The 15,147-nt window shown below is 71.6% G+C and carries 13 protein-coding genes; 7 read left to right on the forward strand and 6 right to left on the reverse strand.

All coding sequences use genetic code 11. The features are described 5' to 3' along the window. Nucleotides 1-75 precede the first annotated feature (75 nt). A complete protein-coding gene (locus EAD96_RS16185; RefSeq protein ID WP_121684892.1) occupies nt 76-1,074 on the reverse strand; it encodes a DMT family transporter in 999 nt (332 codons plus the stop codon). Between the two features lie 81 nt (nt 1,075-1,155). Here EAD96_RS16185 and EAD96_RS16190 point away from each other — a divergent pair, with 81 nt between their 5' ends. After that, a complete protein-coding gene (locus EAD96_RS16190; RefSeq protein WP_120569375.1) occupies nt 1,156-2,055 on the forward strand; it encodes a LysR family transcriptional regulator in 900 nt (299 codons plus the stop codon). Between the two features lie 102 nt (nt 2,056-2,157). Here the strand turns inward: EAD96_RS16190 and EAD96_RS16195 are convergent, their stop codons facing one another. Then, on the reverse strand, nt 2,158-3,597 hold the full coding sequence (locus tag EAD96_RS16195) for an RICIN domain-containing protein (protein WP_233585863.1): 1,440 nt from the start codon (nt 3,595-3,597) through the stop codon (nt 2,158-2,160). Between the two features lie 454 nt (nt 3,598-4,051). Here EAD96_RS16195 and EAD96_RS16200 point away from each other — a divergent pair, with 454 nt between their 5' ends. The 6 genes from EAD96_RS16200 (at nt 4,052) to manD (ending at nt 9,128) form a co-directional block, all read left to right on the forward strand. Continuing rightward, complete coding sequence (locus EAD96_RS16200) at nt 4,052-5,059, forward strand: sigma-70 family RNA polymerase sigma factor (protein ID WP_121684923.1); 1,008 nt, start codon at nt 4,052-4,054, stop codon at nt 5,057-5,059. 38 nt (nt 5,060-5,097) lie between these two features. Next, nucleotides 5,098-5,949 (forward strand): SgcJ/EcaC family oxidoreductase, encoded by an 852-nt coding sequence (locus EAD96_RS16205; protein WP_121684894.1) that lies wholly within the window; start codon nt 5,098-5,100, stop codon nt 5,947-5,949. 108 nt (nt 5,950-6,057) lie between these two features. Beyond that, the gene (locus EAD96_RS16210; RefSeq protein ID WP_121684895.1) at nt 6,058-7,218 is read left to right on the forward strand and encodes an alkaline phosphatase PhoX; all 1,161 of its coding nucleotides are present in this window, start codon (nt 6,058-6,060) and stop codon (nt 7,216-7,218) included. 191 nt (nt 7,219-7,409) lie between these two features. Next, on the forward strand, nt 7,410-7,664 hold the full coding sequence (locus EAD96_RS16215) for a hypothetical protein (protein WP_233585865.1): 255 nt from the start codon (nt 7,410-7,412) through the stop codon (nt 7,662-7,664). Then, nucleotides 7,661-7,831 carry a hypothetical protein gene (locus tag EAD96_RS31205; RefSeq protein WP_013287071.1) on the forward strand — a complete coding sequence of 57 codons (171 nt, stop codon included), beginning with the start codon at nt 7,661-7,663 and terminating at the stop codon, nt 7,829-7,831. The genes EAD96_RS16215 and EAD96_RS31205 overlap by 4 nt, the downstream gene beginning before the upstream one ends. An 88-nt stretch (nt 7,832-7,919) precedes the next feature. Beyond that, nucleotides 7,920-9,128: a D-mannonate dehydratase ManD gene (gene manD, locus EAD96_RS16220; RefSeq protein WP_121684896.1), complete on the forward strand. Its 1,209-nt coding sequence runs from the start codon at nt 7,920-7,922 to the stop codon at nt 9,126-9,128. Nucleotides 9,129-9,138: 10 nt separating this feature from the next. Here the strand turns inward: manD and EAD96_RS16225 are convergent, their stop codons facing one another. Genes EAD96_RS16225 through EAD96_RS16240 form a run of 4 tightly spaced genes read right to left on the reverse strand, consistent with a single transcriptional unit; the run spans nt 9,139 to nt 15,115 of the window. Then, nucleotides 9,139-11,253: an alpha-glucuronidase gene (locus EAD96_RS16225; RefSeq protein ID WP_121684897.1), complete on the reverse strand. Its 2,115-nt coding sequence runs from the start codon at nt 11,251-11,253 to the stop codon at nt 9,139-9,141. Further along, on the reverse strand, nt 11,250-11,942 hold the full coding sequence (locus EAD96_RS16230) for a hypothetical protein (RefSeq protein WP_121684898.1): 693 nt from the start codon (nt 11,940-11,942) through the stop codon (nt 11,250-11,252). Before EAD96_RS16230 ends, EAD96_RS16225 begins: the two co-directional genes overlap by 4 nt. Then, nucleotides 11,939-13,465, reverse strand: coding sequence for a xylan 1,4-beta-xylosidase (locus EAD96_RS16235; RefSeq protein WP_121684899.1), 1,527 nt, complete (start codon nt 13,463-13,465; stop codon nt 11,939-11,941). Before EAD96_RS16235 ends, EAD96_RS16230 begins: the two co-directional genes overlap by 4 nt. A 6-nt stretch (nt 13,466-13,471) precedes the next feature. Beyond that, entirely contained in the window at nt 13,472-15,115 is a 1,644-nt protein-coding gene (locus EAD96_RS16240; RefSeq protein WP_121684900.1) for an extracellular solute-binding protein, read from the reverse strand. Between the last annotated feature and the right edge of the window lie 32 nt (nt 15,116-15,147).

The raw sequence follows: 15,147 nt of genomic DNA on the forward strand, positions 1-15,147 counted from the left end.
TTCCGGGACGCGATCTGCAGTACGGCACCCGCCGGCGCCTCCCGACAGCCGCCGATCGGCGCGAGAGCATCGACGTCAGCGGCGCGTGGCGAGGACCACGCCGCTCAGGCACAGCGCGCCGCCGGCCAGTGCTAGCGGTGCCGGCACCTCGCCGAGCAGCGTCCACGACAGCAGGACGGTCACCGGGGGCACCAGGTAGGTCGCGGCGGTGGTGCGACCCGCGGTCCAGCGGGACAGGACGTAGCCCCAGGTGAGGAAGCCGACAGCGGTCGGGAACACGCCCAGGTACAGCATGCCCAGGGTGGCCGCCGGTGGGGCCGTGGCGAGTTCTGCCAGGAGCGTGGGGGCGAACGGCAGCAGGGCCGCGGTCCCGGCCAGCGCGCCGAGCCAGGTCATCGTCACGGCGTCCACCCGCGCCAGTAGGCGCTTCTGGAGCAGTACGCCGAAGGCGTACAGGAGGGCGGAGAGCACCGCCAGGGCGACGCCGGCCTTGTCGGCGTGTCCGGTGAAGCCGCCGGCCGCGATCAGGGCGACGCCGGCGAAAGCGATCGCCACCCCGACGCCGAGCCGGCCGCTGAGCCGCTCGTTGAGAACGAGGACCGCGGCGACCGCGACGAGAATGGGCGCGACCGCCACCAGCAGTGCCGCCGTCCCGGCGTCCACCAGCCGCTCGGCGGCGTTGAGCGCCACGTTGTATCCGCCGAACCAGGCCGCGCCCCAGACCGCGATCAGCGCGAGGGTTCCGCCACGGGGCAGAGCCGTCCGGCGGGGAGCCGTGGCGTCCGGCCCGGGCTGAGCGTGCTGCGGTCGCGTGCTGCGGCGTCGGACGCCGGCGTTTACCGCCATGAACGCGCTCAGCGCGACGGACGCCGCTGCCATGCGGCCCAACGCCATGGCGCCGGGGGAGTGGTCGTGCCCGGCGATGCGGATGCCGACGAACGCCGATGCCCACAGGATCACGGTGACACCGGCGGCACCGACCGTCGGCCAGGACCGGGGGTACGCCGTGCCGGCGTGGTCGCTCTCGGTGGCAGTCGGCCGGCTCGGGGCGGCGGTCAGCGGTGCACTCCTCATGTCACGATCCTCATGCGCCCGAATGTTGAGCACCAGCGACTATTTCTTCACAACCATTCAGTGGGGCTTTACTGTCGTGAGGTGCTCGACGTCCACCGCCTCCGCGTCTTCCGCTCCGTCGTGGCCTCCGGGTCCGTCCAGGCCGCCGCCGCCAACCTGGGCTACACCCCCTCCGCGATCAGCCAGCACCTCACCGCACTCCAACGCGAGACAGGCCTGACCCTCCTCGCCCGAGTGGGACGCGGCCTGCGACCGACGGCCGCCGGGCATGCCCTCGCCGCCGAAGCAGACCGGGTGCTCGCTCGGATCGGAGCGGCCGAGTCGCTGATCGCCGACCTGCGCACCGGACGCACCGGCGCGCTGTCCATCGCGTACTTCGCGTCAGTGGGCGGCGCCTGGATGCCTTTCGTGGTGCGGCGCATCCTCACCGAGCTCCCCGGAGTCCGGCTCGACCTGCAGTTGCGCGAACACATTCCGGACAGCCGCGAGGAACGCGCTGACGTCCAGGTGGTCGTGGCAGGCAACGGCTTCGACCCCGGCTCGGGTTTCACCACTCGTCACCTCCTCGACGACCCCTACGTGGCCGTCCTTCCTGCCGGGCACCGCCTCGCCGGGCAGGAGGAAGTGGACCTGGCCGACCTCGCCGACGAGCGCTGGATCGACAACGACTTCGCCCGCGGCTGGTGTCGCGCCAACCTCATCGAGGCCTGCACCGCCGCCGGGTTCAGCCCCGCCTTCCGCGTCGAGGCGCACGACTACCCGACCGCGCTCGCCTTCGTGGCGGCCGGCATCGGCCTCACGGTGCTCCCTGCGCTCGGGGCAGTACACCTGCCCGACGACGTGACCCGCGTCCGGGTGGTCCGCCCGACGCCGATCCGGTCGATACACGTAGTGGTGCACGACGCGGTCGAGCACACCCCGGCGGTACGGACGGCGGTTGCCGCGCTGTGGGAGTCGGCCGGCGCCGCGAGCGGGCGGTAGGACCGGGGGAGGCTACGCCTCACCGGCAGCCGCGGACCCGCCACCGCCCGCTGCCGCAGGCGATCTGACATCGCGGAAGGCCATCGACAGCCGGCGGGCCCGTCAGACGGTCGTACGCGACCACTGCTGGTTGGCACCGGTGTTGCACGTGTACTGCTTGAGGACCACACCGTCCGCGGTCGATGCGGCCGGTACGTCCACGCACTTGCCGCTGTGCCGTGCCCGGAGCTGGAAGTAACTGCCGCCCGTGACCATCTGGAACTGCTGGTTGGCGCCACTGCCGCAGGTGTACTGGATCAGCTCGGCGCCGTCGGCGGTGGACGCGCTCACCACGTCGAGGCACTTCCCGCTGTTGCGGCTGACGAGCCGCCAGTAGCCGCTGCCGGCGTCCTGGAACTGCCACTGCTGCCACGTGTTGCCGTTGTACGTGTACTGGCCGACGCGCGCGCCGTTGTCGGTGTTCGGTTGCTGGACGTCCATGGCCTTGCCGCTGTGCCGCACGGTGATCCGGTAGAACGTTCCCGTCGACGGCGGGGGCGTCGTGGGGCCGCCCCCGATGGTGTCGCCCCACGCGTACCGGATCTGGTCGGCGCCGGAGGTGTTGCGGACGGTCAGGCTGAGGTCGGTGCCGCTACCGCTGAGCGAGTACATCGAGTACCAGTCGTAGCCGATGGTGCCGGGCTTGCCGCCGAGCGCGGGCCAGTACGTGCCGCCCATCCGGTTGTCGCGCATGACCTGGGCCATGGCGCGGATGTGGCGCACGAAGTTGTCGGTGCTGTTCGCGTCGGCGTAGTTGCGGCCGTCGTTCATGGGTGCGCCGAACTCGGTGGCGACCGCCCGCGACGCGCAGTTGCCGAGGCGGGTCTGGATGTGGCTCCGGAAGGCGTCGTAGGTCATCTCGCCGTAGAAGAAGGCGTAGTGGTGGAAGGACAGCAGCGTCGAGGCGAAGCGGGTGTCGTTGCAGATGTCGCGCAGGTCCTGGCTGAACCCGGTGCCCCCGATGAGCACCCGGCTGGGCACCGCCGAGTAGTGGTAGCTGAGCCAGTCGGCCGCGACGTTGCGCCACTCCGTCGAGCTGTAACCGTGGGGCTCGTTCATCGGTTCGAAGTAGACGTCGGGGTTCGAGCCGTAAGTGTTGGTCACCGTGGACCACATCGCGTTCCACGCGGCGAGGTTCGTGATCCGGCCGCCGGAGGCGGCGCCGTCCTCCCAGTAGGCGAGGATGACCTTGAACCCGCGGGCGGTGGCGGCGTCGACGGCACCTCGGTAGGCCTCCCACCACGCCGTCCCCACCGTGTGGGTGTTGATGGGCAGCCGGACGGTGTTGACCCCCATGGTGGAAGCCATGTCGTCATAGAGGGCGTTGGCCTTGGCCCGCACCGTCGCGTTGCTGTCGGAGGTGCTCAGGCCCTGCACGACGAGGGGGCCGGTGCTGAAGTTGTCACCCAGCACGGCCCAGTTCATGCCTCGGAACTGGTTGGTGGCGGCGATGGCCGGCGACGAGATGACGATGCCGCCGGCCATCGCCGTCGTCGCGGTCACCAGCACGATCAGCAGCCGGCGAAACGACCGGGTGCTCCGTGGTGGTCCGGCGGTGTGGCCCCGCGACGACGTGGTCCGCGTCAGGAAGTGGTGAGTCACCGATCTGGCCTCTCTGGGTTCGGGCATCAGGCTGATCGCCGAAGCCGCTGCTGCCCCGGGTCCGAGTTTGTTAGCGCTAACATCGCCGGATCACGCTCAAGCCAGTCACGACGAGGCGGGCAGATGTGTGCTCATTGTTAAGTGCGTGTTGCAGACAAGTGTTAGCGGTCTCATCTGGAGAGTCAAGGCATCGATCAAGGTCGTTCCCTATTTGCCCCGGCCCACCCGGCCTGTGCCGGGCGGGCGCAGAGACCGGGCACCCGGGACGGTGCCCCGCACTAGATTGAGGCGGGTGAGCCGGGGCGAACCATCGGCGGAGGCCGGTCCGTCGGGCGAGGACGTGACGGCGACGCTGCTGGCGGCGGCGCGTGCTGGCGACGGCGCGGCCTTCAGCCGTCTGGTCGCACCGCTGCGGGACGAGCTGCGGGCGCACTGCTACCGGATGCTCGGTTCCTTCCACGACGCGGAGGACGCGGTCCAGGACACCCTGGACCGGGCGTGGCGGGCAGTCGACCGGTTCGAGGGTCATGGGTCGGTCCGGCCGTGGCTCTACCGGATTGCCACCAACCGCGCGCTGTCTCTCCTCCACTCGCGCGGGCGGCGTGAACTGCCGACCGATTTCACCGCTCCGGGCGTGTCCCGGGCCGAGGTGACCTGGCTCGAACCGTATCCGGACCGCCTTGCCCCGTCCGTTCAACCGGATCCGGAGACCCGCGCCATCGCGAGGGAGACCATGGAACTCGCGTTCGTCGCCGCGTTGCAGCATCTGCCGCCGCGGCAACGTGCCGTTCTGCTGCTGCGTGACGTCCTCGGTTACTCCGCCGAGGAGACCGCCCGGATGCTGGTCACCACCGTCGCGGCGGTCAACAGCGCGATGCAGCGCGCCCGCCGGATCGTCGCCGGGCTGACGCCGTCGGACAGTCAGCAGCGGATCCTCGCCGACCTGGGCGACGCGGGGCAGCGGGAGGTGGCCGGGCGGTACGCCGCGGCGTGGGAGTCCGGGGACGTCGAGACGATCGTGGCGATGCTGACGGAGGACGCGCGGTACTCGATGCCGCCGCTGACCGCCTGGTACGAGGGCCATGAGCGGATCCGCGGTTTCCTGGCCGAGGTGACGGGAGGGCGGAGGTGGCGGTTCCTGCCGACGAGTGCCAACGGGCAGCTCGCGTACGGGACGTACCTGTGGAACGACGCGGCCGCCGCCTACCTGCCGGCGGGGCTGGACCTGCTCGTGCTGCGGGGGCGCCGGGTGGCCGAGGTCGTCTCGTTCCTCGACGCGCGCCTGCCTGCCTTCGACCTACCGGATCGGCTGCCGGAAAGTTCGCGCGGAGGCGATGAGTTCGCGGTCCGGCCGGGGTTGTAGTCCCGACGGGTTCACCGGCCACGAAGGGCAGAGCCGACATGCCGAGCAACGAAGAACAGATCCGGGCCCTGGTCGAGCGCTGGGCCGCCGCGGTTCATGACGGGAACCTCGCCGGCGTCCTGGCCGACCACGCCGAGGACATGGTGATGTTCGACGTGCCGCCGCCGTACGAGGGCGTGCGCGGGTTGGACGCCTACCGGGAGATCTGGCCGCCGTTCTTCAGGTGGCAGGCGCAGGGCGCGTCGTTCGAGGTCGAGTCGCTGGACGTCGAAGCCGGCGAGGACGTGGCCTTCGCGTACGCGCTCCTGCGCTGCGGCACGGCGGCCGACTTCGCCGCACGTCCGGAGAACCGCCTGCGGCTGACCCTGGGCCTGCGCAGGCGGGAGGGCCGGTGGGTCGTCACTCACGAACACCACTCCTTCCCGCTGGCCGATCCCGCCGCCGAGCCGGCCCCGGACGCGGCAGCCGCCGAGGCGGAGGTACGCCGGCTCCACCAGCGCTGGTTCGAGGGCACCGCGGCCAAGGATCTCGATGCCCTGATGGATGCCGTAGCCGACGACGTGGTCTCGTACGAGCACGACCAGCCGCTGCGATACGTCGGCGTGAACGCGGTCCGCGAGGTCTGCGCGGCGGGTCTGGCGGCGTCGGGTGACGGATCAGTCGCCTGGGACGTGCCCGACCTGACGATCGTGGTCGACGGCGACCTCGCCGTCGCGTGGGGCCTCAACCGCGTCTCGGTACGCCCGAGCGGTGGTCCGCCGATCGAGAGCTGGTCCCGGGGCACCCGGGTCTTCCAGCGGCGCGACGGGGCATGGCTGATGACCCACCAGCACCTCTCCTACCCGTACGACCCCTCGACCGGGGCGGCACTGACGGATCTGCGTCCGTAGCGGCGCGGCACGACGTCGCACACCGAGCCGCCCATCGACGTTCATCCAACGGATCGGTGTGCGTAAGCTCCGCACGGTCGGATCTGGGGAACCTACGGAGGAGGTTCCATGGATCGTCGAGCGATGTTGCGGGCCACTGTTCTCGGTGCGGGCGCTGTCGCCCTGCCGTTCACGGCGTGGTCGGCCGCGTACGGAGCCCCGGCGCAGAACGCGGCGGGGCCCTACGGTGGGCTCCAGGCCGCCGACGCCAACGGCATCCAGCTGCCGGCCGGGTTCACCAGCTCGATCGTCGCGCGTTCCCGCCGGACGGTGCCGGGGACGTCGTACACCTGGCACGACGCTCCGGACGGCGGCGCCGTGTTCCCCAACGGCTCCGGCTGGATCTACGTGTCGAACTCCGAGGTGGCGGCCGGCGCGGGCGGCGGCGCCTCACGTCTGGTCTTCAACTCCAGCGGTGCCGTGGTCGGGGCGTCGCGGATCCTCTCCGGCACCAACAGCAACTGCGCCGGGGGGAAGACGCCGTGGAACACCTGGCTCTCCTGCGAGGAGGTGTCCCTGGGCCGGGTCTTCGAGACGTACCCCCTCGGCGGGACCGCCGTGGCGCGTCCCGCGATGGGCCGGTTCAAGCACGAGGCGGCCGCGGCCGACCCGGTCCGCCGGGTCGTCTACCTGACCGAGGACGAGACCGACGGCAAGTTCTACCGCTTCGTGCCGGCCACCTGGGGCGACCTGTCCGCCGGAACCCTCCAGGTCTTCCGCGCCGGTACGGCCACCTCCGGCACGTTCACCTGGGCCACGGTGCCCGACCCGGACGGCTCGCCCACCCCGACCCGGCAGCAGGTGTCCGGCGCGAAGACGTTCAACGGTGGCGAGGGCTGCCACTACGCGGACGACACCGTCTGGTTCACCACGAAGGGCGACAACCGCGTGTGGCAGGTCAACCTGGCCGCCGGCACGTACGAACTCGCCTACGACGACAACCTGGTCAGCCCCGGCACCGCTCCGCTGACCGGCGTCGACAACATCACCGGGTCCACGGCCGGTGACCTCTACGTCGCCGAGGACGGCGGCAACATGGAGATCTGCATGATCACGCCGGACGACAAGATCTCCGTCTTCCTGCGGATCACCGGACAGAGCGGTTCGGAGATCACCGGGCCGGCGTTCACCCCGGCGGGGGACCGGCTGTACTTCTCGTCGCAGCGCGGCACGACCGGCTCGTCCTCCGGCGGCGTCACCTACTGCGTCACCGGGCCGTTCCGCCGCTGACCGGCTCCCGCCCTCGCTGACCGCCGTCGATCACCTGCGCGCGAGCCCGGTCACCGCCGGGCTCGCACGTTCTCCGCCCGGCCGGCCCGGTGTCCGGCGGACGCCGGGACGGCGGCCTGCTCGCGGTGGCGCGGCAACGACCGGGGCGACGGCGCCTGCGGCTGTGGCGAGGTCATGATCCAATGAAGCACATGATTATCCAGCGCGTTGCCGCCGGCCTCCTGTTGCTGATCGGGCTGCTGGCGATGGCGGCCACCCGCACCTTCCCGTTCCTCGACGATCTCTCCGAACCGGCCGAGACGGCGGTCGCGATCGGGGGCGCGGCGTGCCTGTCGGCGGGGGTGTGGCTGTGGTTGCGCAAGCGGGCGGACGCGTCACCCGGGGAGACGCCGGCGAGTGCGCTCGGCGGGCGGTCCGGGCGGTGGCGTCGGATACTGGGCCGATGACCAACCCCGACCTCGATCCCGAGGTGTACCCGCCGATCGACCCGCGTGAGGACGTGCCGGACGACCCCGGCGAACTCCTCCCGGACACGCCCGGCGAGCTGCCCGAGGCGCCGGTCGAGCCGATGCCCGACGACGGGGAGCCCGGGGGCGTACCCGAACCGGCCTGACCGGTCCGGCCCCGCACCGGCCCCCTCGTCGATCGACGATGATGGATAATCCTGTGGTGACCGGCGTGCCGACCGCAGGGGAGACCGGATGAGAATCGTCGATGCCCGGGTCATCGTGACCTGTCCCGGCCGCAACTTCGTGACGCTGAAGGTCGTCACCGACGAGGGAGTCACCGGCGTCGGCGACGCCACCCTCAACGGCCGGGAACTCGCAGTCGCGTCCTATCTGCGCGACCACGTCGTGCCGCTGCTGATCGGGCGGGACCCGGCCCGGATCGAGGACACCTGGCAGTACCTCTACCAGGGGTCGTACTGGCGGCGCGGGCCGGTCACGATGAGCGCCGTCGCCGCCGTGGACACCGCGCTGTGGGACATCAAGGGCAAGGTCGCCGGGCTGCCGGTCTACCAGTTGCTCGGCGGCCGGTCCCGCGACGGCGTGACCGTGTACGGCCACGCCAACGGCGAGACCGCCGACGAGGTGCTGACCGAGGTCGCCCGCTTCGTCGACCTCGGCTACCGCGCGGTGCGGGTGCAGTGCGGCGTGCCCGGCCTGCCCCGGACGTACGGCGTCAGCGCCGACAAGATGTTCTACGAGCCCGCCGACGCCGCGCTGCCGACCGAGACGACCTGGTCGACGGAGGCGTACCTGGCCCACGTGCCGGGCGTGTTCGCCCGGGTCCGCGAGGAGTTCGGCCCCACCCTCCGACTGCTGCACGACGTGCACCACCGGCTCACCCCGATCGAGGCGGCGCGGCTCGGCAGGAGCCTGGAGCCGTACGCGTTGACCTGGATGGAGGACCCCGTCCCGGCGGACCTCCAGGAGGGGTTCCGGCTCATCCGCTCGCACACCACCACGCCGATCGCCGTCGGCGAGGTCTTCAGCAGCATCTGGGACGCCGCCCAGCTCATCCGGGAACAGCTCATCGACTACGTCCGCACCACTGTGGTCCACGCCGGCGGGATCACCCACCTGCGGCGCATCTTCGACCTCGCCGCGTTGCACCACGTCCGCAGCGGCTCGCACGGCGCCACCGACCTCTCGCCGGTCTGCATGGCCGCCGCGCTGCACCTGGACATCGCCATCCCCAACTTCGGCCTCCAGGAGTACATGCGGCACACCGAGCAGACGGACGAGGTGTTCCCGCACGGCTACCACTATGACGGCGGATACCTGCACCCGGCCGAGACCCCGGGGCTCGGGGTGGACATCGACGAACAGGCCGCGGCCCGCTACCCGTACGCGCCGGCCTACCTGCCGGTGAACCGGCTGGCGGACGGCACCGTGCACCCCTGGTGAACGTGCCGGTTCAGTGGATGCGGCGACCGTGCGCGTCCGGCACCCCGGACTTGCGGAAGAAGTACGTGTTGATCTGGTCCCGCCACTCGACGGCGCTGCGGAGCTGTTCGTCGAGGCGCTCGGCCACCCGGTCGTGGACGGCCGGGTCGACCGCCCCGGCGAGGAGCCGCCACCGCTCCCGCATCGCCGCCACCTCCTCGACCCCGGCGAAGTGCGTGTCGTAGATGTGCTGGATGACGGTGCGGCCGCTGTGCAGCACGTGCCCGTACGGGACGTGATGGAAGAACAGCAGCAGCTCGTCGGGGCAGCGCTCCCGTGACTCGTACACCTCCGACCACGGCGGCGGGTACTGGCCGGTGAAGCCGGTGCCGGTCGCCCGGGTCCGGTCCACCCCGACGCCGTCGCGGTCGGCGAAGTGGTACGTGCCCCACGGGGTGTACTCGTACCCGTCCACGTCCGGGCCGTAGTGGTGTCCGGGCCGCACCATGAAGCCCACGCCGAGCGGGGCGGTGTAGCGCTCGTAGGTGCGCCAGGAATCGTCCATGATCGCGTGCATCGTCCGCCGCACCGCTTCCGGATCGCCCGTGGTGACCGGCAGCCAGGTCAGGTCGATCCACTCGTCGAGGATCGCGCCGGGATCCAGCAGCGGATCCCAGGCGAGCCGGCCGAAGGCGTACAGGTTCGCCTGCGCCAGCGGATGCCCGGTCCAGAACGGGTCGTCGCCCACGTTGGCCACGGCGGCCAGACCGCCACCGGCGCCCGCCCGCCCGGCCGCCACGTCGGCGATCGTGCCGCCGGCCTCGCCCCGGGGGCGGAACCGCAGCACCTCGCTCCACCAGGGCCCGAGGTAGCAGACGTGCCGCTGCTGGCCGGTGTACTCCTGCGTCGCCTGCACCTCCACCGCCAACCGGGTGGCCGGCATCGCGGCGAGCACCGGGGACACCGGTTCGCGTGGCTGGAAGTCGATCGGGCCGAACTTCACCTGGAGGATCACGTTGTCGGCGAATCGTCCGTCCAGCGGCGCGAAATGGTCGTGGGCGGCCCGGGCCCGGTCGGTCGACCGGTCCCGCCAGTCCTGGTGGTGGTCGTAGACGAACGCCCGCCAGCGCACCACGCCGCCGTGGGGGGCGAGCGCCTCGGCGAGCAGGTTCGCGCCGTCGGCGTGGTCACGCCCGTACGCGAACGGGCCGGGCCGGCCCTCGGAGTCGGCCTTCACCAGATAGCCGCCGAAGTCGGGGATCCGCTGGTAGACCCGCCGGGTGGCGTCGATCCACCAGGCCCGGACCCGGTCGTCCAGCGGGTCGGCGGTGGGCAGGCCGCCGAGGACCACCGGGGCGGCGAAGGTCACCGACAGATGCACCCGGATGCCGTACGGGCGGAGCACCTCGGCGATCTCCGCGACGTCGCCGAGCCGGTCGGTCAGCAGCAGTGCCTCGGTGTCGTGCACGTTGACGTTGTTCACCGAGACCGCGTTGACGCCGCAGGCGGCGAGCAGACGGGCGTAGTCCCGGAGCCGGGCGGGCTCGCGCCGGGCGGCGCCGTCGCGCCAGAACAGGGAGCCGCCGGCGTAGCCCCGCTCGACCTGGCCCGACACCGGGTGTACGGCCACGTTGTCCCAGTGGTCGAGCATCCGCCGGTCCAGCGCCGGCCGGTGCCGGCGCGCCGGAAGGTCGTCGTCGAAGGCCGCCGCGCCGAGCCGGACCACGTGGAACATCCCGTACAGCAGGCCGGCCGGCGCGTCGGCCAGCACCACGGTCACGCCGTTCGTCCGCGCCAGCAGGTACCCCTCGTCGCCGAGGCCGCCGTCGCCGGAGCCGTTCACCGCCGGTGTCGCACCGAGCCGGGCCGCCTCCGCAGCCGCGTTCGGCACCGGGCCGGCCTCGCGCAGGGCCAGCACCAGGTCGGCGTCCACCTGCCACGGTGGACCGTGCCAGACCCGCCCGCCGTACCGGGCGCAGGCCCGGCTCACCTCGTCGAGGACCGTGTCGACCAGCAGGCCGTCGCCGTGCACCAGCACCGGCCGGGAGCCGAGTTCGCGGAACGCCGCGGGCGGCAGCCAGGCGGCGTGCCAGGTCGACTCGCCGGCGGCGGCGGCCGACGCCCGGCCGGTGACCGGAACGCTCATGCGGTGAACTCCGCCCGGATGTCGTCGATCATCGGGCCGCCGACCCGCAGCAGCCCCAGCACCAGGAGCGCGGCCAGCAGGGCGAGCACCGCCTCGGAGAACACCGCTGTGACACCGGCGGCGGCGGCCAGCAGCACGACGTTGCCGAACGTGACGCCGGGCTTGCGCGCCACGTAGTAGACGGCGAGCCGGAGCACGTCGCGGGTGCGGAAGGTGAACAACGAGACGATCACCAGCGCGTTGAGGCCGACCAGGACCACCCCCGCACCGACCGCCACGAGCGGCACCGCCCACCAGCCGGGGACGGCGGCGGCGGGCAGGTTCGCCAGGTTGACCGCGATGACTGCGAGCCACAGCAGCGTGGGCGCCCAGACGCGCAGCACGCCCGGCAGATTGGCCCGGTAGGCCCGGCGGAACGCGGCCGCGGGACGCAGATCGGTCAGGTCGGGGCGTTGGTGCCGCAGCGTGTACAGGGCGGCCGAGACCGCCGGACCGACCGGCAGCGCGGCGGCGGCGACCAGCGGGAGGTTGCTGCTGTCGCGTTCGAGCAGCATGAGCACGGCCAGGCCGGGCAGCATGCTCACCAGGAGCAGCAGTTCGACCACGAGCAGGATGTGGACCGTCGCGGCGGCCCGCGACAGCGGCCCGTCGCCGAACTCCCGCAGCCCGCCGGCCGGGCTGGCGCTCATGATCGCTCCCCGGGTGGGTCGAGCAACCGGTCGTCGTCCCACCACGGCGGGGTCTCGTCCACCACCGCAGTCAGCTCGGCGAGGGTCACCTCGTGCCGGGCGAGGAAGAGGTCGAGGTCCGCCCGCCCGCCCGCGACCGGCAGGGCCTGATGGGTACGGGCCGGCTCGGCGGCCTCCCGCAACGCGTCGAGCTGCCGGGGCCGGGGCGAGTGCGGGCTGCCCATCTCCCGCCAGGCCGCCCAGGCGTTGCCGGCGTCCTCGCTCACCGAGGAGCGGAGCAGGAACGCCGACGCGGTGCCCGGCGTGCCGATCGGCACCGACAGCGACACGGTGTGCCCCTCTGGTGCCGGCTCCCGGCCGGTGACGTCGACAGGGGCCCAGGCCAGCACCGCGACCCGGCCGTCGGGGTGCCGGGTGACGAGGTGGTCCGGCCCGCGCGCGAGCACCTCGTCGCCGAGCCGGGCCATGAACGCGTACAGGTGGTAGGTGGGTTTCTTGATCTGCCGGTGGGTGAGCAGGCCGAAGCCGCCGTGCAGCGGCGCGGTCGGCACCCCCTCCTCCTCGAACACGTCGCTGAAGGTCCAGTAGGAGAAGGAGTCGACCAGGTCCCCGCCGCCGGCCAGCACCGGAGCGAGGTAGGCGGCGTGGAAGGCCGTGTCGTGGATCGGGTTGTCCGGCCGGTAGGAGGAGTTGAACTCGGTGATGTGCACCGGGAGGTCGGCCAGCGCGGTGCCGGCCAGGTGCCGGCGGGGCGCGGCGAACTGCTCCAGCAGGTCCGCGGCCGGGGCCAGGGTCTGCCGGGTGCCGAACGGCAGGTGCCGGGCCGGGCCGGAGGTGTAGGCGTGCCGGCTGACGAAGTCGACCGGCACGTCCCGGTCGGTGACGAACTCGGCGAAGGGCTTCAGCCACTCGTCGGCACCGGGGGACAGCGCCGGGCCACCGACCTGGAGCGCCGCGTCGACGTCCTTGACGGCGTGCGCCGACACCTCGTACAGGCGGTGGTAGGCGTCCTGGTCGGCGCGCGCCCAGAACGCCGGCAGGTTGGGCTCGTTCCACACCTCGACGGGCCAGCCGCGCACCTCGTCGAGGCCGTACCGGTCGACCAGGTGGGCCACCGTGGCGCGGACCAGGTCACCCCATTCGGTGTACGACCGGGGAGGCGTGACGTTGCCTCGCCACCAGAACACCGTCCGGTCGCCGGAGGCGAGCGCCGAGGGCATGAACCCCAGCTCCACGAAGGGCCGGATGCCCATTTCGAGGTAGGCGTCGACGACCTGGTCGACGTAGGTGAAGGCGTGCCGCACCCGGCGCTCGCCCCGATAGTCGTAGGGGCGGTGCACCCCGACGCCGTCGCTGAGCAGCCCGTGCCCGCGGATGTGCCGGAAACCGATGTCCCGCTGCACCAGCGCCAGCGAGTCCTGATAGTCGCGTCGCAGGGCCAGGTCGAACCGGCCGGTGCCGACGCAGGTACGCCAGGCGTCGGTCAGCCGGCCGACGGGCCGCTCGGGAACGGTGCCGCGCATCGCCGCTCAGCCGTGGCTCTTGCGGTACCGCTCGTACGCCTTGTTGACCAGGTCGATGTAGGCCTGCGCGTTCTTGCCCTTCAGCTCCGAGACGTAGGCGTCCCACTCGCTCAGCGGCCGCTGGCCGAGGGCGAACTTCAGCGTGTTCTGGGTGACGTGGTCCTTCAGCGCGGTCGCCCAGAGCGTCGTCTGCTCCCGCTCCTCGTCGCTGAGCGGCGCGGGTGGCGGAGTCACCCAGGGCGCGGCCTTGCGGGCGTTCATCTCCTTCTGGAACTCCAGTTCCTCGGGCGAGAAGAACGACTGCACCAGGTCGAGCTTGCCGCCGTACGCGAAGACGCCGTTGTAGAAGCCGAAGTCCTTCTGCAGATGCTTGGTTCCCTTGGGGTTGAGCCCGATGACGTTGACGTCCGGGGCGAGGGTGCGCTTGCCCGAGGCGTCCCTGGTGTACGTGGTGCCCTCGACGCCCCACTTGGCGAACTCCTGGCCGGCGTCGGAGTACCAGAGCCAGTCGACGAACTGCATCATGGCCACGAAGTTCTTGCCCTCGCGGGCCTTGCTGGAGATCATCACGCCGTTCTCCAGCCGGCTCGCCGCGTTGACCGGGCCGGCCGGTCCGACCGGGAAGAGGATCTTGCCGAGCCGTGCGTTGGGGTTGATCTTCGCGATGTCTGGGCGGTAGTCGTTCACCAGCGTCTGCGCGTTCGTGCTGATCACGAAGGACTTGCCGCTGGCGAGCTTCTGCCGGGCCTGGTCGTCGGTCTGGGTGAACGTCTCCGGGTCGAGCAGCCCTTCGGCGACCAGCTTGTGCAGGTACTCCACCACCTGCCGGTAGCCGTCCGAGGCGCCGGTGAAGACGTACTTCCCGGCCCCGGCGTCCCAGGCCGTCGGCTGGTAGTTCCAGCCGGCGCCGGGCAGGCCGTGTGCCAGGGCGAGCATGTTCAGCAGGTTGCCGGCCGGGTTGGGCTTGCCGAAGCGGTCGGAGAACGGGATGACGTCCGGGTGGGCCGCCTTCATCGCCTTGAGCATGGCGTACACCTCGTCCCATGTGGTGGGGGACGGGATCTTCAGCTGCTCCAGCACGTCGGTGCGGACCGCGAGGGTGTAGTCCTGCCAGGGCTTCTCGTGCAGCCCGGGCAGCAGGTAGAACTTGCCGTCCTCCTGCCGGAGCGTGTCCATCTCCGGCTGGAGCTTCCACCGCTCGATCTTGTCCTTGAAGTGCGGCATCAGGTCGAGGTAGTCGCTGACCGGCAGGATCGCGCCGGAGGAGACGTACGAGTTCTCCTGCGGGTGGTAGGTCTTCGGGATGATCAGCGGGGCGTCGCCGGAGCCGACCAGCACGCTGCGCTTCTGCTCGTAGTCGCTCAGCGGCACGGCTACCGGGTCCAGCTTGACGTTCGTCCGCCCGGCCAGCTCGGTCCAGAACAGCCACTCCGGCTTGAGCGGGTAGTTCGGGTGGTTGTTGTAGAGGATCGAGAACGTGACCGGCTCGGTGGCCTTGAACTGGTCCCCGACACCGTACTTCTCCATCGCGCCGGCACGGTTGCGGTCGAGGTCCTTCTTGTCGGGGGTGTCGTCGCCGCAACCCGCCAGGGAGACGACGGCGGCCGCGCCGGTGGCGAGCAGCACCTGGCGCCGGGACAGCTGGGCCATGAGTTCTTCCTTCCGGTGGTGGGGGGTGCGTG

The organism is Micromonospora sp. BL1, from assembly GCF_003667485.1.
Taxonomy (GTDB): Bacteria; Actinomycetota; Actinomycetes; order Mycobacteriales; family Micromonosporaceae; genus Micromonospora; species Micromonospora tulbaghiae.